Raw genomic sequence first — 21728 nt, 5'->3', positions numbered from 1 at the left:
TGCGATGACGATAAAGATCTTAATTGTTGAAGATAATGAATTGAATCTTGATATGCTATCAAGACGTTTGCAACGTAAAGGATATGAGATCATTAGTGCAGTCGATGGGGAAAAAGGCGTGAGCATGGCAAGAGCTGAAAATCCCGATCTCATTTTAATGGATTTAAGCCTACCTGTTTTGGATGGATACGATGCTACACGACAACTTAAATCTGCTCCAGAGACCAGCGCCATCCCGATTATTGCTCTAACGGCGCATGCTATGGTAGGAGATAGGGAAAAAGCAGTAGCTGCAGGCTGTGATGATTATGAAGTGAAGCCTATTGATCTTCCTCGTCTTCTTGAAAAAATTGAGCGATTAGTGAAAGCGTGTTGAGCCACCGCATATTTAACTCTATGAGGAACATAATTAATGGATTTCGATAAAAAAATAAAGAAGGAGCATAACTCAACCCTGAGGCGTGAACGAGAGGCTTTATTTGCCAGTTTACGTAGTGAGTTTTCCACGCCTCTTGATGTCATTGTTGGCTATGCCGAAATCCTACTTGAGGAACTTGTCTTCCATCAGCTTGAAACGTATGAGGATGATCTTAAAAAGATTTTACAATCGGGAAAACTCTTACAAAGCCGTGTAGAGGAGGTGTTACATTTCAGCTCTACTGCTGGGAAATCAGAAGCATTTAATTTGAAAACATTCAGCAGCGAATTGCAATTTAATTTACTTACGCCGCTTAATTCAGTTATTGGTTATTGTGAGCTCCTTTTGGATGAAGAGCTCTCAGTCGAACAGGAGCAATTTACTCATGATATTAGAAAAATTCTTCTAGCTGCAAAATTGTTCATTAATTATATAAACGAAATAGATAAATTAGCCCAAATACAATGGAGGGGCACAGATCTATTAGCACAATTTAAGAAATCGAATATTATAATTCATGATGTGATTGTCTCTATTCCTCCGCTTGACAATAAAATTATCTATAAGCCTATACCTCCCAAAGGTTCTATTCTTGTTGTTGAAGACAATGAAATGGCGAGAGATTTATTAATACGTCGTTTAAAGCATTATGGGTTTAATGCCACGCCTTGTGGTAATGCTTCTAAAGTACTTGATGAACTAAGTACTGGTAATTTCGATTTAATACTTTTATCAATTATCACTTCAGGGATAAGTGGTTTTGAAGTTTTAAAACGAATCATGGGAGATAGCCGTTATTACTATCTTCCTGTAATTGTTATTTCTCCCCTCAAAGAAATTGATGCAGTAGTACGTTGTCTCGAGATGGGGGCTGATGATTATCTTCTTAAGCCATTTAATCCTGTTATTTTTAAAGCTCGAATCGAAGCATCCATAGAAAAAAAGATATTAAGGGACAAAGAAAAACTTTATCTTATCCAAATACAAGAAGCCAAGAAAAGATCAGATGAACTCTTGTTGAGTATTGTGCCGAGCTCTATTGCGGAACGTTTAAAACTAGGTGAACAAACAATCGTTGAACGATTTCCTTCTGTAACCGCTGTATTTATTGATATTGTTAATTTTTCTAATTTGGCAGATATCCTGACCCCAGGTAAGTTGATTAGGATGTTGAATACTATATTTTCCACTATGGATGAACTTACTGATCAATTCGGTCTTGAAAAAATTAAAACGATAGGAGATTGCTATATGGCGGTGGCAGGTGCTCCAATAAACAATCAATTTCACGCTGAAGTTGTCGCTAATTTTGCATGCAGTGTACTTGAAAAGATAAATAGGATGAACGAAAAGCTTCATTATCCCATTCAAGTACGCATAGGGATTCATACTGGAGCTGTAGTGGGTGGTATCATCGGAAAGAAAAAATTTTCTTATGATCTATGGGGAAAAACCATCAATTTGGCAAGCCGTATGGAGTCTCACGGCGAACCGGGGCGAATCCATGTAAGTGAAGCAACATACCAAATTCTGAAAGATCGATTCGAGTTTGAAAAAAGAGGAACCATTTTAGTCAAGGGAGTTGGTGAGATGGCAACGTATTTTTTAATAAAGTGCCGCAATAAATAAGTGATAAACGGGTGGCTACACCACCTCTCCTTCGACAATCTGGCCGATGATAACTGGCCGATGATAACTGCTAAATAAAATTGTCCTATTAACGATTCAAACCAGGTTAACGTTTGAGCAATTGGTTTCAGAGATATAATCTCACCATAACCTACGGTTGTTAAGTTAAAATGAAAAATATATTGCTTGTGTAGAATACATCTTTTCCTGTTTAAATTTTGTGAGGAACTTTCAGGCTTTATGCGTGTTATTCAATGATTTTGCTTTAAAAAAACTCAGAATGACTATAAAAGCATTGTTTTGGATACCGCGCATAAAACGCGGCACCTAGGGGGAGCATTTATTTCTAGGGAGTGACAATTAATACGCAACATCAATACACGAGTGAAATCGTTCATTGGTGCTTTGATCTCGTCCCCATTCCGCATAGATAACATGGCGGGCTGTACGTGTTGGTATATTACATGTCATATGAAATTTATTGTTTTTCTTATCAGCCCAAATGGTATTTTTATCTTGAGGCGGATTTTTGTCATCCCATGCGAGCTCACAAAAGGGTTCTACTTCAAAATCGGTCCATTTTAAGGGTTGATTTTTATTAAATTGATAATCCGCTTTGGTAATCCAATACCGAAAATGTTCCGTATCGCTAAAGTGGGGGCCATAAGAAATATCCCAGACAAATTCTTGTGTGGCTGTGGTTATTTTGTTGGTGGGCCAATTAATGGCGGCATCCCAGGGAGATGCTTTTCCTTTAAATGTCTCGCTATCAAAACCGCAAACGTGTTTTGGTAAATTGTCATTTTGATAATACCCCCGAGTATGGCTTAATACGCTCATAAACTGGTAGACATCATGATTATAACTTCCATCTCCCTTTGTTAAAATGGGGCGACATTCTGCATAAGGAAGTGTGTTGTCAGGCTCAATATGATGGGGCTGAGTCACTTTGCCGCAAAAATACTCGCGAGACATAGGCTTTTCTATAAGTCCGTGACTGTGTGTTGATTGCTGAAACAACATTAAGAAACATGCGACCAATAATACATCTAATCGAACAAAGAACATATTAGCTACCCAATAAATATAAAATGAGTGCTAATTTAACACAAAAAAAGATAATGTGCATCTTTTTTGATCACATCTTCTTATAACCCGCTGAAAATTAAAAAACAAGAGTCTTGTTGTCCCTACTTATGTTCAATCAAATAAATCACTCCATTAAAATCATCAGATAGATACAATTCACCGTCTTTACCTTCGACGACATGTACAGGTCTGCCAATTACTTTACCATTTTTGAGAAATCCAGTAATAAAATCATTTTGAGTTATAACTCCATTTTCAAAAGTTAAACTAACGACTTTATAACCGACCTTAATTGAGCTATTCCAGGAGCCATGAAAGGCAATCAGTGCTTTTTTATACAATGGGGATTGAGGATTTTTTATAAAAGTGATACCCAGCGGTGCCTGATGGGCGGCAAATTTGAAAACAGGGATTTGTGATTTATTAATCATTTGTTCTTGCCCAATGCCAAATTTTGGGTCTGGAACACGATCACCGTTTGCGTAAGGCCATCCATAAAATTGATTTTCTTGAATCAGATTCAATTCGTCGGGTGGAAAATGGTCTCCCAAATAATCACGACTATTTTCGGTTGCATAAAGTCCTCCATCTGTGGGTGACCAATCAAATCCAACAGCGTTTCTAAGCCCTGTGGCATAAACTGTCATATGATCATCTCCTGGTTTAAACCGAGAGATAGAGGCTCTTAAAGGATTTTTTTCAATACAGACATTGCAAGAAGAACCAATAGATACATAGCCATATCCATCAGGGCCAAATTTAATGGTTCTGGTCCAATGGCCGCCATCATCCGGAATATTTTTAATTATCCGTTCATAACGACCAATAGTGCGTCCCTCTTTTGCATCAAATTCGATTCGTCCAATAGCATTTTCTTCTGCAATATATAGGTAGTTCTCATAAACATCCATACTGTGAGGATTGTTCAAACCAGAAAGCAGTATTCGTTTCTGCTCTGGTTTTTTATAAGGTATGAGGAGTACGTTTCCTTTTGGAGGTTCTGTTATAAGTAAATCTCCAGATTCCGTAACGTACATAAATCGGGGACTATCCAAATTCCGAACATAAGGTTTAAGTATAAAATCATTCTTTAGATCAATATCTTGGGGGGCTTGTGGTTTTAGAAATGGAAAAGATCGGCCTAATACCTCAGAAATTGCAATATTAAACCCCAGAAATGGTTGAAATAAGTACAATAATCCAATACCTACCAAAACCACCAACAGACTGTAAAACAGTTTTTTCATATTAATATCCAGTTTATTAAATAGTGATATGATATGTCTTTTAAACGTACTGTATCGTTACCACTAATGTCCCTTTAATCATATGCTCTTTTCAATCTTAATAACTAGAGTGTTTTAGTGTATGAACATACTGACAATAGATGATCTTAACCAAATATTTTCGCTTGCAATGAAAGCAAAATGCGGGCAAAAGTCAGTTAATCATAGCAAAAAATTTGTAATTTCTAGAAAGAAATCTTTGGGCAACAAGGAATTAACTGAACATGAGATAAAAATATGATCAACTGCTCACAATGTAAGCACAATTTTGTTGCACTCGATAAAAAGGTGAGCCATCTTTCACTCGGCGAGATTATTAATATGGTAGAAAAGCTCTAGTAACGCATCGCTTGGAACCCTTACTCTCAGCTCTGAGAATGGGCTTTAATGGATTAGATGGTTAAAGTTCAGATAACTATATTGATTTCTCGCTACTTTAAATATATTAATAAGTTATGGCTCATTTTTAATTAATGGTCACTAATGAAGCTTATAATTAATAAAAAAAACAGTACGGAGTCAATCACTCTGGATCTTGATGCAACAACGGCAGTTCATGAATTGTTGTTCATTCTTTATGGTTATAGGGGTAAATTTTACGAGCATTTTTCTTTTAGTGAGTATCAAAAATTTATTGCACTATATGAGTGTCTTTTATATGGGGATCGTTTTAAAAATAAGTTGCTCCCTGGAACTCATTTAGCTGATTATCAACTTGATGATCCATGTTATTTGACATGGGAAGAGTTCATTGAGCGTCATTGTCCAACTCATCTTAGCTCAAATATTGTAGACAGTGGGGTTCTTTTTTGGCAAGCCAATACGATGTCAAGTAAACTTAAGATTGCAAGAGAATCTTCATTGGGACATAACAACGAGAATATGAAGCCAAGTTAGGTTTTAAGAGCAGGGACTCTTATTATGAGATTGGGGAGCTTTAATTTTTTTTAATCGATTTCAGTTCAGATGTGATCAAGAGATTTGACAGGTTGCATCGCATGAAGTTACGTCATGAACGGAAAAAGAATAATTTTTCTCTTTAGGTCGAGGTGTAAATAAAGGGTTCGTTTGATAGCCCATTGTGAAAGGCTCTGCCCCAGCACTATCAAGATTTGATTTAGGTTGGGGGCGATAACCCAAAACATTCAATAAATCGAAAGTTGTATCTTCAGAAACTTCATCCACTCCTGCACTATTACTATTTGATGTGGAAGTTGTTACAACTTCTTGTTCTTTGAAACGATATAAATTCAGTAAAACAATCGCTGATTCAAGCACCATTAATGCCACCCCAAGTGCAGGGTTAAGGGCAAAACCTAAAGCAACAAACAGTCCTGCCGCCACTAAAGTAATTGTTGAATTATAGGTTAAACTCACGCAGAAATTTTGGGCAATATTTTTTGTTGTTTTTGCTGCGATATCAAATGCAGTTGCAATAGAAAATAGTCTTCCTTGCTGAACCACTATGCCTGCATATTGCTGTGTAATGTCATCACCAATTTTCGATTGAACAGCAATACCGAGATTGGAATGCCTAATGGCTGTGAGATCATTTGCTGCGTCACCTACCATAGCCACTTTATAGCCATCATGCTTTAACTGTTCAATATAACTTTCTTTAGATATCTCGCCAGTTCGCGTGACAACACCTACTGTATTCGCAAAAATATTCTTTTTAGAAATACCCAATAATTTTGCATATTTTTCTGCAGTTTCCCGATCTGCACCGGTACAAATATGTACCGTTTTACCCAGACGCTTTAATTCATTTACTGTAGCAATGGCATCTTCACGTAATGGATCGATTAAGGAAATTTGTCCTATCACGTTTTTTTCACGTACAATATAGATGGAACCATTTTCAGGGTTATTATAGGGCGCGTTAATCTGCATGACTCCATTCGCGGCAAGCATGTCTTTATTGCCGATCATAAATGTTTCACCCTTAATCACACCTTTGATGCCTGAGTGATGACGTTGATCAACAGAAGTTATTTCTGATTGCTCATCTGCAATGATGCCTTGATCTTCGATATAAGACTTAATAATTTTTGCTAATGGATGGTCGGCTTGGCCTTCTAATAACGCGACGTGGCTCAAAAACTTTTTATCATCAATCGTCAACGCTTCTACTGTGACATTCCCTTGAGTCAGCGTGCCATTTAAATCAAAAACAACAGTATCAATATTAGCCGCTGCTTGTAGTGCTTTACCGTTCCTAAAAATAATTCCATTTTCAGAGGCCTTTTGCATGCCGATTTTAACCGCCAAGGGGGTAATCAGGCTTAAAGCGCATGGACATGCACTCACAAGAACCGATACGACACATTGAATTGCAAGCGCGGGATTAAACACGGAACCTATAATAATGCCTGAGAGCAGTGCAATTCCAAGCAAACCAGGAATAAAATATTTCAATACCTTATCTGCAAAGATTTCAACAGGTGCTTTTTCCTCGTTCGCTTTATCAATATTTTCCGCCAATAATGAAAGGTACGAGTTTTGATAGGTCTTTGTAACCCGCATTTCCAATGAAGGAATATGATCGGCTAAACGCATTCCGGCTTTGACTTCATCGCCTGCTTTAAACCTTTTGAGTTCAGGTGAACCATCGATTCGTGTGGTATAAAGTAATGCTTCTGTGGTTAATACCCCATCGACAGGAATAACACGTCCCTTTTTCACGAGAATTATATCGTTAGGAATTAAGTGTTTCACTGAAATCTCTATGTCTGGTTTACCCTTTAATAGGACTAAGGGATCCACACAATCACGAACGTCTAATTTTTTAGTGATTTTATCGATTAAAGTATGTTCAATGCCTTCGCCTAAATGCCAAAAACCTAAGACCAAAGGCGCTGCCTCAAACATCATGGGTAGTCCGGGAATAAACAGACTGGCAATGGATACGGCAACGATGGTTAAGGTACTGATAGTATATAAAGTTGTAGTATCCCATTTCTTTTCAAGCAAGGCATACCATGCTGATTGATAAACGGTATATCCCAAATACAGTGTCATCAAAGTAGTAAGGCCGGTTATGGCATAATAGGCAAGAAGAGGAATATTAAAACTCCCTATAGCAAGAACAAGCAGGGCTACTCCCCAAATCAAACCTAATGCGGCTTTAACCCAATGATTTTCATGACCATGGGAGTGTCCATGAGAGTGTCCATGAGAGTGGTCATGAGAGTGGTCATGAGAGTGGTCATGAGAGTGGTCGTGGGAGGTGGAGTGACTGCGGGAGTGAGCGTAAGGGGGGGGAGAGAACCTATGCGATATTTTTTTTCTTTTCTTTTTAATACCACCTGTATGTATAGACTCAGCTTGAAACACCTGACCGTTATGCGCCCCTTTCTCTTCAAACCACAGCGCTTCTTCCTCCATGTCGCTGCACAACGTAATTTCTTGGGTCAACAAAATTTGAGTTACTGCTGACTCTATGGCATGAGCATTTTGAGATTTACATAATAAACTGATACTTTTATTGGGGCTGGTCAAGTCAATTGCTATGCGTACTAATCCCAAGTTTCTGGAGGCATTTAACATCTGATCAATTCGCATTGAGGTTTGCTCAGGATCGGAAAATTGGATGTCATCTGGAAGGCGGAATCTATAATTATAAAAATACATTGGTTTCCTCCATTTAAAGGACATTAAAGAGCCCGCTTTTTTGCAAAAGTCCGCTTTAAAGGGGACTCTCTTGACTTTATCAGTTGTTCATCAATATTAATTTCAGAAAAGTCATTAACAATTACAGTAACTCTTAAAACCTTAAAATTAGATAAGATCCAGTAAGCAAAGAAAATTTTCCTGTCCTTAAAACCTATAGGAAATGAAAATTAATTATTTTGCAAACCAACCTTTCGAAAGTGTTACATTGTAACATTCTATTGCCAAAGAACAAGTCACATTTAATAATTTTTATGCCAATAGAATTTCTGTTAAATATCTTGCGGTATTTGTTTAATTATTTTTCGGTAAAATAATGACTGTGGTACAATAGTATTTGATCCATTAAACTTAAAAATGATTGATGAAATACAATTTGTTGGACAAGGCTTATAAGCATTGTATAAAGCATGGGTATCGATTTACGGAACCGAGAGAGCGTGTCCTCAAAATTTTAGTGGAAGAGAGAAAGCCTCTTGGAGCTTATGAAATCCTACAAAAATTATCCGAACAAACTGAGAACCCCAAGCCACCTACAGTTTATCGTGCCATTCAGTTTTGGCATCAAGAAGGATTTATTCATTGTATCGATAGTTTGAAATCTTATGTTGCTTGTTTGCATGGAGATCATATGGGGCAGGCCCAATTCCTAATTTGCAGCCACTGTGGTTTTGTCAAGGAATTAGAAAGCGTTGTAGATTTCTCCGCCGTAACAGAATTTGCGAATTCGATTCAATTTTCAATTATAAATTGTACTGTAGAAATTAAAGGTCTATGTGCCCGTTGCAAGCTGGCCCATACCGGAACATTCCCTAATTAATTTTCTGGTTTCAAAAAAAATAATTCACTTTTGTCAATTTTATTCATTTAGTACTTCAGGCTTCGGATTAATAAATTTTAAAATATTTTCGGAGGCATATTATGCCTTCAAAGATGTATAGGGTAGTCTATAATTTTTTAATAGAAGAATTTATTAAATAAGTTTTTAATGAAAAGAATGAGCTTTTATCTGAGGTAAACATGCGTTACAAGCATAATCAATTGTTGTTTTCTCAACCTGCGAATCTGGAAATTGCCAAACAAGCGATTTCTCATGTCAAACGAAATCTTTCCTATGGTGCAAATAATAAACCTGCAGAAGAAGCTCAATTAAGTGAAAACAAAAAACAATTATATCGGCAAGATCAAGGCCTTAATTTGGCGCAAATCTTAATCGACGATTTAAATAAAAAAGAAATTAAAGACCTCGATAGTGCGCAAATAAAAATTCGTCAATCCTTAATTGAGGCCTACCCTTACATGAAGGGCTTTATTGAAGCAGCTGCGAAGTCTGGCGCGCAATATGAAGCAGGCAATTGCTTATTACAGGCTGCAATGGCTTTTGAATATTTGAAAGAAAAGGGCATTCGGCCTATTGAAATCTATAAGATGGTAGATGGGGATCATGCATTTGTGGTAGTTGGACGACCTATAACCTCAAATCCACGAGATCCTTCAAGCTGGGGCTCCGCTTTTATCTGTGATCCTTGGGCTAATGAAATTTATCCAGCTAGAGAGTTTCTTTTTGGATTTAATTCCACTGACCCCGTTAAAAATAGAAAATATCCTTTGCAAACCAAAGGCTTTCCAGATCTGGTGTATCGACTTGATATAGGAGATAAGGAAATTAGCAATATTGTCCATACTTTTAATACGCAATTTTCAAAAACCTACACTATGGTGAAATTGATAAGTGAACTGCAACTTAAATTGAATTTAAACCCTAAAGAATTTCGTTATTTAGAGGGTTTGAAAGCGCAATTAATTATCATAGCTCAACAAGAAGAGTTAGCTATCGAGCAAGGACAATATAAGTCTAATGATCTGCAGAAACTTTTTGAGTTTATTTCGTCTAGCATAAGTAATTCAGAGCTTGAGTTTTCACAATTCCTCACTGATTTAAGCATTTTAGTTGAAAAAGAAGAGTTCAGAGCAAAAATGGGGCAGCTAATCGATATAATTACTGAAGCTGAAGAGGATACATCCAGTTTACCTCTCCAACAAGCCAGTATGTTAGAAGCGTTAAAAGATAGTTTGAAAAATGCAGAAAAAACTGATTTGGGTGCTATCCATGTGCGAATATTAAAGTGTATAGAAATCTCCGATCCAGCACATTTTCCTTCCTCAATAATAGATGCTCTTCAAGAAATGAAAGAGATAGTTGAGGAAGATATGAACGATTCATCTCTTTCAGCTGTTAAACCACCTTGCTGAAATCTATGATAAAACTGAGTTAACGACTCAAGAAAAAAATCTGTAGTACATTTGCAAATGATTCTCATTTATGTAATAACAGTACGAATTGATTAATGGAAGGATCATTTAAAAATGAAACGTATTTGCAAGATAGTAGTTTTTCTCGGCCTGAGTCCCTACGCATTTGCCAATCATTTGTTTTCCTATTGCCCAGTTCACACTTGGCATAACGTGAGTAGTCTGAATGGCGAATGGGAAGTCAATTTGCGCATGATTAATGAGGACGGACTCCTGGTTGATCAATCATGCCAGCCGATAAATCGAGTACGAATTTCGACGGCTAACCCTCTCACCTATGGGTTTGGTTTTAAGGAGGATGCCACTTTTGATATTGCCTATACAGTAACTGTTGTTCAGTCGACTGAAGGTGCACGCTTTGAATCCAAAACTTGTGTCTTTGTGGTCACCGCCAATGGTCCGGCACAACCGGATATTCATACACTTGCTTATCACGGCGCAGCCTGTCAATGGAAAATTATACCTGGAATCGGAGAAGATTTTATTGTGAGTTAAGTTATTGAGATTGAATGCTTCCGCAAGGATTGAGGTCTGATTTATCCACATTAGGTATTAGAAGTCTAAAAAAATATCCTTGAGTATTTTTTGTGTATTTATGTGGATGTAGTTTAAATAAACTAATTGGTGCTTTTGGGGTTAATTTCAATTTTAATTTTTTCCTTTTCAGATGATCTTTGTGCACTATAATAATAAGTAATCGATGGAGCGTAATGTCATGGCAGAAGAAGAAATAACAACAACCTCATGGTTTTCTCGATTAAAAGATGCTTTTCTTGGTATTTTTATTGGAATTGCCTTAATTATTGGTGCTATTGTCCTCGTGTTTTGGAACGAAGGACACAGTTTGCATATGGCACAATCTTTGGAGCAAACCAAGAATGTTCTAATTTCTGTACCGAATGCTCCTATAAATAAGCAAAATAATCTTAAAGTTGTTTATATAAGTGGCTTAGCAACTACCAAAGATAATTTAAGCGACTCCTTGCTAGGAGTAACAGTAAATGCCATCAATCTCCATCGCAAGGTTGAAATGTATCAATGGAAACAAAAAACTGAAACGAGAACTGAATCACAATTAGGCGGCTCGGAAAAACATATAACCACCTACACCTATGATAAAGTCTGGTCAGAAAGTGCAATCGACAGCTCTACTTTTAAAAATCCCGTAGGACATCAAAATCCAACCATGCCTGTTCAGTCACAAACAGAGTATGCGAGAACAGTAACCGTCGGTGATTTTTTGCTGCCCGATGCTTTAATTAAACAAATTAATATTAGTGAACCAGTCAGTTTAGCCCAGGTTAATAAAGAAATTCTAAAGAGCAAATTGAATAAGCCAGTTACTCTAATTAATAATGAACTATACCTGGGGCAAGATGCTCAAAATCCCCAGGTGGGTGATCTGCGTATTAATCTAACAGTTGTTAAACCACAAACAGTGAGTATTATTGGACAACAAACAGGAGAGACCTTTCAGCCCTATTTTGCCCCTGCAGGACAAAGGATTATGCTCTTATCAACAGGGCAGCATTCATCTGATGAAATGATTGCACAGGCTCAATCCGAAAATTCACTGCTCGCATGGGTTTGGCGTTTATTTTCTTTATTAATGTTGATTGGTGGATTCTCCCTAATCATGAAACCACTGGTTATTTTAGCTGATGTAGTACCTTTTTTAGGATCTATTGTAGGATTTGGTACTGGATTTATAGCATTTCTCTTGGGGTTGTGTGTGTGGCTCATTGCCACTGCAATTGCCTGGTTTGCGACACGACCGCTGCTCTCCATTAGTTTATTAATTATTGCAGTTGTTGGCAGCTATATATTGATTCAGTTAAGGACTAAGAAGAATAATGCTCACCTTCCAGAAACGGACCGTAATTAGTATGAGTCTTTATATGAGTGCGCTGCCAAATTAGTACAGCGATTCGAGATGAATCGCTATCTATTTTCCTTATCCTGATAGAGACTCTCAATAAGAGGGATAAAACCTATAACTCGTTGGTTTTGCATCCGCAGCATGGTTTAACTCACTGATTTTTTGTCTCAGTTCGCCAATGGTCTCTTCTTGTTGCTCAATTATTTTTTTTTGCTTTTGTTCTGTCGCTTGCAGTCTTTTAAAGAGAATGTAAAAAACGTAAAGAGCAGCGTAGTGTTTTGAAGAAGTAGTTTCCAATTTTTTTTGATTTTCTTCCTGTTGGCTTGTTAATGAATTTAGTTCCTGCTTTTGTTCTAAATTTATCCTTTTTTGAACTTCGTTTTTTTCCATTAGTTCAGGTACTAAAAGCGTATGTTGATATTCCATGCAAATTTGTTCGGCAATATCTCTAATCCGCTCATTGGACGTGTAGGTGCATATATTAAATCGTCTTAATACTTCATCGTTTAAAATTTCCCCGGAATTACAAAGCTCACCTCCAATATAGCCATCATTTTTTAAACCTGATAAATCAAGGGCTGTCTTTTTGGTGTCTTCGGTTTTACTGTAAGTAATTCTATAAGTTTTGTGTTTAGGGGTATCTAAAAGAAGCTTAAAATCGATTAATAATTGAGTAATTTGATTTTTGCACTCTTCTAATTTTGCGGCTTCAAAAGAAGTTTTTTGGTCGAATAGAGCTTTCAGAGAGGTTATTTCATGCAAAATATAATATAAGAAAGGCCTACGGCCGCTATCTGAGCACTGTTTGATAAGATCATTCAAACGTATTTTAAAATGAATATCTTGATTCTGAATTATTTCTTTAGCGCAAGATAGTGATTTTTCTCTGAGAAGATTCTCATCCGTTGCAACAACTAATTTTTTCACTTTTGGCTGACTGTCGTGATAGCGAACTACTACAGCAGTCAAAGAATAAAGCAGTTCTTCTAGTCTTGTCATGTAAAATTCCTTATAAAGCTAAATCCATAGTCTAAATGTGGAACTACATACCAACTTGATATTTCACTATATTGAATGTCTTGCTGAAGTGCAAGTACCTATTCTGACACTCGAGTTAATGTGCCTCAAGTTTCTTAATTCAACTCCATTATGAAGTCTTGTTTTAATGGCTTCAATGTTTGTTTTCGACTGTATTAATACCTAAATTAATACCCGAGTAAACACCAGTATAGGCATTAAATGACAGCATATATGCGATAATTGTTGCTATGTAATGTTTATACATAATTAAGCCTTGTCTATAAAATACTGAGAATAGTAATTGGGTTTGAAGTGACACTGACTTTATTTCCGCCAGTTGCAGTAATTGTGACATTCTGTACTCTTTTCGGTGTTAAAATGTTTCCTATGACGAAGCGGCTGTTCTTGTTGTCCAATGTTACAGTTGCCCCAGGCAAGCCATTCACTGTATAGACTTCACCGGATAGGGGGGCACAACCCGCATAGAAGACAAATGCTTCATTGGTATTCATTTGATTACGCTCGGCAGTCGTCAATACAGGAGCTCTAGGCGGGACCGCAATGATCGAGAAATTATTTTTTGAAACATTAAAAAAGCTTCCATTATTTGCTTGTACCATAATTCGAGCTGTAGTTGTGTTGAGATTAGGAACACAAATTTGCCCGTATCCATTATTTGGCGTATTTAACAAGAGAGGATAGGGAAATGTTTTTCCTCCATCAATTGATAAAAAGACGCTCACAAAAAAGGCATTAATTGGATAAATATTGGTATTGGCAACATCCCAAGTGACTGTTTGTGGTGACAGGCCCGTCCAAATGATGCCTGAATTCGTGGGGGATGTCACTATAAAGGGGCCTGCACTACTTACAGTGGTTACCGCAGTGTCAGTATATGCATTACAAGAACCTCCAGGGATATTTCTCCGCACGGAAACTCTGAGTTTCATAATGCGAGAAACGGACGATAACACTTCCCAGGTAAAAGGACCTCCATTGCTCAGCGCATTGAGATTAGGGAAGAAGCGCGTACCTACAGTTTGAGGTGGAAAACTTCTAAAATTCGGACCACCAGTTGCGGTGCTTACTGGCGGCTGGGGAGAGATTTCGTTATCCATCTGTTCCCATGTATAGGTTAATACTCCAGCTCCGCTTTTAGTTGCTGATGCAAACAAAGCAAAAGGAGTTTGTGCTGGAATAAATCCTCCGTTGACGCGACTAATTACAGGAGCACTGGCAATCGGTGTTGTTACGGGGCAGGTATGCGAAGGGCTGGAGACAAAATTTCCCATTTCCTGTAGGCTAATACCATTAAAATAAGCATCTGAATTATTTTGCACATTGGGGGCACAAATCCCTGCATAACCCATAATCGTACTACCGCTTCCAGGTTCTACCGCTGTTGGCCCATTTCTGTTGCAGTTGTTGTTTTGTACGTGATTCGCTCCAAATTGATGGCCCATTTCGTGGGCGACATAATCAATATCAAAAGGATCTCCTATAGGATTCTTCCGACCTGTAACTCCACGGGCTTTGCCATTATTGTCACAAACACTGGCCAATTCAGCAAGACCGCTTCCAGCCGAATCAACAACATGGCCAATATCATAATTAAGTGGACCAATTACTTGGTTAATATTCCTTTGATTTTGATCGATCATCCTTTCAGGATTGCCATGTGTATAGGGTTGATTATTCGGATTGGTATAGATAATGAGATTGTTATTAGCAATAATCTGCATGGTTATGGCCATGTCGATTTCATAAATACCATTCACTCTGTTGATTGTGGTTGCTTCAGCAGCTAATGCTGCGGCGACTGTTCCTCCAAAGTATTGTGTGTATTGAGCTGTTGCCGCCATAGCCAAGCGGTATTTTTTGAGTCGGCACGGATTAAAATTAGCAAAATGCTTTGAACTAACAGGAATAGTTGCTAATGGACTTTGACTGTGTACCCCGCATTTTAAGCGTTTTGAGGTAATGAAATCTTTTTTATAGTAAACAATATAATATTGGGTATCTCCTTTTTTTAAAGGATCAATAAAAACGGGACTTTGTCCTGGTCTGAAAATCATTGCATGGAAACCTTGTGGGGTGAGGTCCAGTTTGACAAGTTCGCCTGGTTCAGTAACTCCATACGCATCATAGGTTTTAATTTCAGGGAATTTTGCGCTGAGTTCCGGGTGCAGCGTACTATTTTCCGTAACCTGATACAGGTTCGTCGTTTTATCTGGCAGAGGAAGCTCGATTTGTATTGACTCTCCTGATTGCAATTCATCTCGATGGGGAGCATTCTCAAGCTCAGCATAGAGTTGATTCAGGTCAATCTCAACAAGGCGAAAATGACTTGCCTGTATGTTATTTTTTATCGTAGAAGAAATTTCCGATGGATCCACATCTTTAAAAAAATGTTGAACCACTTTATCTTGGGCGGAAGCAATGGAACTGAATAGAATGAGTGATAGAGTAAAAAGCGTCCTTGTCATTATATTTTATCTCTAATAAATTAAGAGAAAGAATTTATCATTAGCAGAAAAAGAATTCAATTTGAGAAAAAAGTTTTGGGTTTCGTGTAAAAAAAGATATTCTACTTATGCTTTTTTAATGGCATGTTTCTTAAAAGAGTTTCACACGCTTCAACCGTTAAGGGGTGCGAGTAGTAATATCCTTGGATGCAATCAATACCTTGTTTGCGTAAGAATTGAAGCTGTAATTTATTTTCAACGCCTTCGGCCACAACATTAATATTTAATTTATGAGCAATCGTGGCAATTGCTTTAATAATCGTTTGATCTAAATAATCCTTATGCGAATTATTAATAAAGGCTTTATCTATTTTTATTTTCTTAATAGGCAAGTTTTTTAAGTACGATAAACTTGAGTAACCCGTTCCAAAATCATCAATCACTAAATGAACACCCATTCCTTTTAATGCGTCAATTTCTTTATACAGCGCATCATTGTATTCAATGAAAACGGATTCCGTAATTTCCAATTCAATGCATGATCCCTTCAACCGATTTTCAGCTAAAGCTTCAGCAACAATTTTGCTCAGTGAGTGGCGAATAAATTGTATTGTTGAGATATTGATTGCAATAGGGCCTGGAAGTATTTTTTGATCCTGCCATATTTTTGCTTGATGGCAGGTACTTTTAATAATCCACTCGCTAACGGGAATCATTAATGAGCTTTTTTCTAAGCTACGAATGAATTTTGATGCTTCTATAATTCCTTTTTCAGGGTGATTCCACCGCAATAAGGATTCAAGCCCTATGATGCGTCCATCAGTGGTGTAAAATGGTTGATACATTAAGAAGAATTCTTGTCTGTCATAAGCTTGTTGTAACTCTTTACTCAAACCATGGGTCTGCTGATATTCTTCATACAACTCTGTTGAATAATAATGAAATTGATTCCTGCCCTTTTCTTTTGCTTGATAAAGGGCCGTATCAGCTAACTTAAGAAGTGTTTCAATATCTTGGCCATCATTAGGGAAGATACTGATTCCCATACTGGATGCAATTTGAATTAAATGCGCATCAATTGGAACCGGTTTCGAAATTTCATTTAATAATTTTTTTACAATCATTGTGACTTGTTCTTTAGAATTAATATTGGATAATATGATTGTAAATTCATCTCCACCTAGACGTGCGGCAAAATCACCTTCACGCAAACATGAGTTAATTGTTTTTGCAATATGAATCAAGAGCTTATCTCCATTATCATGCCCTAAAGTATCATTTATTACTTTAAAATAATCGATATCTAGGAATAATAATGCGACTTTCTCATGGAAATGCGTTATTTGTTTGGTCATTTGTTGAAAAAATTCATACAGCATATTTCGATTGGCTAATCCGGTTAAAGGATCGTGAGTTGCTTGATAATAGAGTTTGGCATTTTCAAGCGAAATCATTGCTTGGGAGGCAAGTAATTGAAGGCTGTCTAAATGGCTTGTTGTAAATGTATGGCTTGTACTATTGTTCTCTAAATACAACATTCGACATAAATTTCCTTTATAAAACAGTGGCATCATTAAAAGCGAGCGTGGATTTTCTCCCTGAACATATTCGTCTTGAAAAGTTAATTCTGACTGGATGGCATCATTTAAAATAATAGGTTTTTGAGTGCGCTGAACATAATTTAAAATAGAAATCGGATATTTTATTTCTCTTTCTATATTTTCGGAGCCAATAAGATAAATACTTTGTTGTTCTAAATCACCTTCTGCTTCGACAACCCATTTTTCACTATTTTTAGTTAAAATAATACTTCGCTGTGCTCCTGCATGTTCTAATACAATAACTAAAAGTTTCTGCAGTAATTTATCTAAACGAATTTCACTGGAGATAAGCTGAGTAAATTTTAAAATGGTCAACATATCAATGGTCTGATTTTTTGCTTTAGCTTGAGTTGTTGGGAGCATATGCTGAGAAGGGGAAAAGTCTGCTGCTGTGTGATTTATTGGCTCCAACAGCCTCACTTTTGTATTTGCCCCCCAATCTTTAAAATAACAATGTGCATTATACAAATAAATTTTTGCAATTTGGTTTAGGTTAAGATTAAGACAATAATATGCAGCTCGTTCATTTGCTATGGCAGCAATTAAAATGAGCCCTCCTGCCAATGCTGTTTCTATCGTTTGTTCATAAAGTGCAAGAGCTTTCTCATGCTGTCCGTTTAAACGTGAGAATTCAGCCGCAAGAAGCATGGAGTAGGCTCTAAAGTTTTCAGGACACCAGTTGGTATATTTTTTAATAAAAAGATCCAGTTGTTTCAGTTTTTTTAAAGAAAGCCGGTACATAGATTTTGGTAAATAAGGCAATTGACAAAATAGAGCTAAAGCAAAGAAAAATTTACCATCTAAATGGCTTATTAAACCCTTATCGTATTCAGAGTGAAGTTCATGATTCTTTCCCGCTTTGATTGCCTCCGAAAAATTTCCTAGTAGAAAATGTAATAATGTCAATGAGCTATAGAAGAAGCTTAATTCGGTTTTATTTTTTCCTTTAATAATATTTTCTTCAAATAAAGATATTTGTTTAATCTTTGTGGAACCCGGTTTTTCCAAACATTGGCATAAATAGTCCCAGAATTTTGCCACTTCAATAAAATCAGAAATTTTAACGCGTGACATAAAGGACAAGGTAGATTGTACGTTCTTTTTTACCTCATCAAGTTTTTTTCCTGCTGAAAGCGAATGAAGAACCAAAAGTAAGTTACTGTAATTACTGTATACTAAATCTCCGACTTCACAACACAGTCTAAATGCTTTAGTTATTGTGGTATTACATAGATGCATCGACATTTGATATGGTTCGATAAAAGAACCTAATACAAATTGATTTTTTCCTTCGAAATTTGATGCTCCGTATTTTTGCTTTAGATTGTTATAAAGTGTTACAAAGGAGAGTGCTTCCTGATAAAGATTTAATGAGTGCATTATTATAAATGCATAAACGGGAATAGACATTGAGGTGCTTTCAGTATAACCATACTTTAAACTTAAACTAATATTTTTGCAGGTGAGAATAACAAACAATTGTTGATTCGTGATAAATGCACTATTGAATAATTGCGTAATTAAATCCACAAGTGCGATTTGTTTTGAATCGTTCATTAAAGGTAAATTTATAGATTCTACTTTAGTATTTTTTAATTGGAGTTTTACTTTATAAATGGCAATTAAGACATGCATTAAATTAGGTTTTTTAGGCAGTTTAATGCCAAAATTTCGCAATGTATTCAATCCCATTTCCAAGGCTTCGGTATGTTTCCCCAAGGTAGATAACATCTCAATTTTTAAACGATAAATTTCAATTTCCTCGAGTGCATTTTTTGCGTGTTTTAATAGTGCAGAAAAATATTTATCTGCAGCTTTAAAATCACTAATTAAATATCTGCAAACCGCTAATTCCTTATGAAGCTGGAATGTTAAATTATAATTTTTTTCCCAATTATTAGGTTTTAATAATTCAATGCCCGCTGATAAATATTCATTAGCCGCATAATAAGCAGATGCGAGTTTTGCTTTTTGACCTGCCCACAAATTGTATTGAGCCAGTTTTAGTCTTTCTTTGGAGGTATGAATTAAAGCAATACTTTGATTAAAGTGTTCGAGTACATCAAATAATCGCTCATCATTTTCTATTAAGGGTTTGTTTTTTAATAATAAGCGGCCAATTTTTAAATGAATGCTTGGTCTGTCTTCTACATTAATAAGTTCATAAGCCGCTTGCTGAATGCGATCATGAGAAAAATTATAATGTAGGGAGTTTGTATCGAGGGTGGCAATATGTTCATCAAGCCCCATTAGTCCTAATGTTTTATAACTTTCTTCAAGCGGATAAATAAGATTTGCTTTAATTGCCTGACAAAGTTGTTCTGCAATGTGACTCGTCGATTCACTACTAATCACTTTTAAGGTATTAAAATCAAATTGATGACCAAAGCATGAACCAAGTTTTAAAATTTCCTGGGTAGTATTGGGAAGTAAATGAATTTTGGTGGTTAACAAATCAATTACATTATCGGTAGCACTTTGTTGTTGGATTTTGGCTAAATCCCATTCCCATGCGCCTCGTTCATAAGAAAAATTAAGTATTTTTTGCTCATAAATGTTGCGAAGAAATGCATTAATAAAAAATGGGTTGCCATGTGTTTTATCATAAATACATTGAGCAAGCCCTTGGATTTTTCTTTGTGAACCAGATAATGTGTCGTGTATTAGTTCTTGGATATTATTTAATCGCAAGGGTTTTAGAGTGAGAGTACTTAGATTCACTTTATTTTTATTTAAATTATTTATGCTTAATTGCAATGGATGATTCTCATTAATTTCATTATCTCGATAAGCTCCAATAATGAGTAAATAATTTGTTTCCCGATCTTGTAATAAATTTTCTATGAAATTAAGCGAAGAATTATCCGCCCACTGCAAATCATCCAAAAACAGAACAAGTGGATGCTCAGGTTGAGCAAATACGCGAACAAAATTTTGAAATACGAGATTAAAACGAATTTGGGATTCCGCAGGATTCAAGGAACGTACTGGGGCTTGTTTTCCTATAATTAACTCAACATCTGGAATGACATCGATAACAACCTGCCCTACATTGCCTAATGAGTAAATAAGAAGTTTTTTTATTTTTTCTAACCGCTCTTCGCTTTCGGAAAGTACTTGTTTGACTAGATTTTTAAAGGCAGCAACAATGGCACTATAGGGAATGCTTCGCTGTAATTGGTCAAATTTACCTTGGATATAATAGCCTTTATGCTGAATAATGGGTTTGTGCACCTCTTTAACTAAAGAGGTTTTGCCAATACCAGAATAGCCCGCAACAAAGATCATTTCTTTAGTGCCTTGACGAACTCGGTTAAATACTCTCATTAACTGGTTCACTTGTTTTTCTCGGCCATATAAATTGTGAGAAATGATTAAGTGATCGCGAATATCATGTGTTCCCAGTGAAAATTCACTAATCGAGCCTTTAAGTTGCCATTGTCTAAAGCATTCCTGAAGATCAGACTTCAATCCAATAATGCTTGAATAACGTTCTTCCGGCATTTTACCTAATAACTTATCGATAATAGCTGCGAGCATTTTGGGTGTATCTGGTCTAACTTGTAATACGGTTGGTGGTTTTTTTGCAATATGGCAATGTACGAGTTCAAGCGCATCAACTGCTTGAAATGGCAATTGATTTGCCAGCATTTCATAGAAGGTAATACCAAGCGAATAAAAATCAGTACGATAGTCAACAGGCCTGTTTATCCTTCCTGTTTGTTCAGGTGAGATATAAGCTAAACCTTCTTCAAATTCGCTGAGCTTGAGATAATCAAAGGTTTCTTCAGTAAGCTTTGTTGAAGCGCTTAAGTCAACTAATTTAAGAACCATATTTTCAGGATCAATAACAATATTGGATGGATTAATTTCTTTATGAATAATTTGTCGTTGATGTAATTCCCCTACAATATCAACGAGCTGCAATGCTAAGTTAAAAAAATCGTCAATATCTAATTGATGCATTAAAAGATAGGAAGTGAGCAACTGTCCTTTTACATCCTCTAGGATTAAAACAGGCGCATAGGTATTTTGCAGAAAATCATAAGCTTTAATGATCGTAGGCGTTTCAATCATGCTCAGTAAGTGGTATTCATGTTGTAAAATGGCTAAATTTTCAGAGCTCGAATGAAATTTATTAGGAGTTTTTAGCAAGACTCTACACCTATCTTTTAATCGCAAGGCATAATAGGTATCAATATTATGGTTACGGCGCATTTTTTCACGTAATGCATATCCGGATATAGAAATCATTTATGTTCTTTCCATTATTCGATAGCGTGAAGTTCTAAAAGCGAAGGACGCTTCTTTCTATTATAGAAGATATTTGATGGGTGGTTTGAAATTGTACAGTTT

The 21728-nt window shown here is 36.4% G+C and carries 13 protein-coding genes; 7 read left to right on the top strand and 6 right to left on the bottom strand.

Annotation, left to right across the window (positions count from 1 at the left end):
- Positions 1-4 precede the first annotated feature (4 nt).
- Positions 5-376 carry a response regulator gene (locus DY223_RS15300; protein ID WP_058458261.1) on the top strand — a complete coding sequence of 124 codons (372 nt, stop codon included), beginning with the start codon at positions 5-7 and terminating at the stop codon, positions 374-376.
- A gap of 36 nt (positions 377-412) precedes the next feature.
- Entirely contained in the window at positions 413-2047 is a 1635-nt protein-coding gene (locus DY223_RS15295) for an adenylate/guanylate cyclase domain-containing protein (protein ID WP_082642395.1), read from the top strand.
- 360 nt (positions 2048-2407) lie between these two features.
- Here DY223_RS15295 and DY223_RS15285 read toward each other — a convergent pair whose 3' ends face one another.
- Together DY223_RS15285 and DY223_RS15280 are read right to left on the bottom strand one after the other, a co-directional pair.
- Complete coding sequence (locus DY223_RS15285; RefSeq protein WP_058458260.1) at positions 2408-3115, bottom strand: lytic polysaccharide monooxygenase auxiliary activity family 9 protein; 708 nt, start codon at positions 3113-3115, stop codon at positions 2408-2410.
- A 122-nt stretch (positions 3116-3237) separates the two neighbouring features.
- Positions 3238-4383, bottom strand: coding sequence for a PQQ-dependent sugar dehydrogenase (locus tag DY223_RS15280; protein ID WP_058458259.1), 1146 nt, complete (start codon positions 4381-4383; stop codon positions 3238-3240).
- Between the two features lie 522 nt (positions 4384-4905).
- Here DY223_RS15280 and DY223_RS15275 point away from each other — a divergent pair.
- A complete protein-coding gene (locus DY223_RS15275) occupies positions 4906-5319 on the top strand; it encodes a hypothetical protein (protein ID WP_058458258.1) in 414 nt (137 codons plus the stop codon).
- Between the two features lie 75 nt (positions 5320-5394).
- Here the strand turns inward: DY223_RS15275 and DY223_RS15270 are convergent, their stop codons facing one another.
- Positions 5395-8055, bottom strand: a complete 2661-nt coding sequence (locus DY223_RS15270; protein WP_058458257.1) for a heavy metal translocating P-type ATPase — start codon at positions 8053-8055, stop codon at positions 5395-5397.
- A 403-nt stretch (positions 8056-8458) separates the two neighbouring features.
- Between DY223_RS15270 and DY223_RS15260 the strand changes: the two genes are divergently transcribed.
- From DY223_RS15260 to DY223_RS15245, 4 genes are all read left to right on the top strand, one after another.
- Positions 8459-8914 (top strand): Fur family transcriptional regulator, encoded by a 456-nt coding sequence (locus DY223_RS15260; RefSeq protein WP_058458256.1) that lies wholly within the window; start codon positions 8459-8461, stop codon positions 8912-8914.
- Between the two features lie 200 nt (positions 8915-9114).
- Positions 9115-10347, top strand: a complete 1233-nt coding sequence (locus DY223_RS15255; protein ID WP_058458255.1) for a hypothetical protein — start codon at positions 9115-9117, stop codon at positions 10345-10347.
- Positions 10348-10461: 114 nt separating this feature from the next.
- Positions 10462-10902 (top strand): hypothetical protein, encoded by a 441-nt coding sequence (locus tag DY223_RS15250; protein WP_058458254.1) that lies wholly within the window; start codon positions 10462-10464, stop codon positions 10900-10902.
- 220 nt (positions 10903-11122) lie between these two features.
- On the top strand, positions 11123-12292 hold the full coding sequence (locus DY223_RS15245; protein ID WP_058458253.1) for a TMEM43 family protein: 1170 nt from the start codon (positions 11123-11125) through the stop codon (positions 12290-12292).
- Positions 12293-12379: 87 nt separating this feature from the next.
- Here DY223_RS15245 and DY223_RS15240 read toward each other — a convergent pair whose 3' ends face one another.
- The 3 genes from DY223_RS15240 to DY223_RS15225 all read right to left on the bottom strand — a co-directional run bounded on the left by DY223_RS15240 (position 12380) and on the right by DY223_RS15225 (position 21626).
- A complete protein-coding gene (locus DY223_RS15240; protein WP_058458252.1) occupies positions 12380-13285 on the bottom strand; it encodes a hypothetical protein in 906 nt (301 codons plus the stop codon).
- Between the two features lie 299 nt (positions 13286-13584).
- Positions 13585-15792 (bottom strand): reprolysin-like metallopeptidase, encoded by a 2208-nt coding sequence (locus DY223_RS15230; RefSeq protein ID WP_058458251.1) that lies wholly within the window; start codon positions 15790-15792, stop codon positions 13585-13587.
- A gap of 101 nt (positions 15793-15893) precedes the next feature.
- Positions 15894-21626, bottom strand: a complete 5733-nt coding sequence (locus tag DY223_RS15225) for an EAL domain-containing protein (protein WP_058458250.1) — start codon at positions 21624-21626, stop codon at positions 15894-15896.
- Positions 21627-21728: the final 102 nt, after the last annotated feature.

This window comes from Legionella bozemanae (assembly GCF_900450575.1).
Lineage (GTDB): Bacteria > Pseudomonadota > Gammaproteobacteria > Legionellales > Legionellaceae > Legionella > Legionella bozemanae.
Note: the sequence above shows the minus strand (reverse complement) of the source record. Positions and strands in the feature narration are given on the sequence as shown.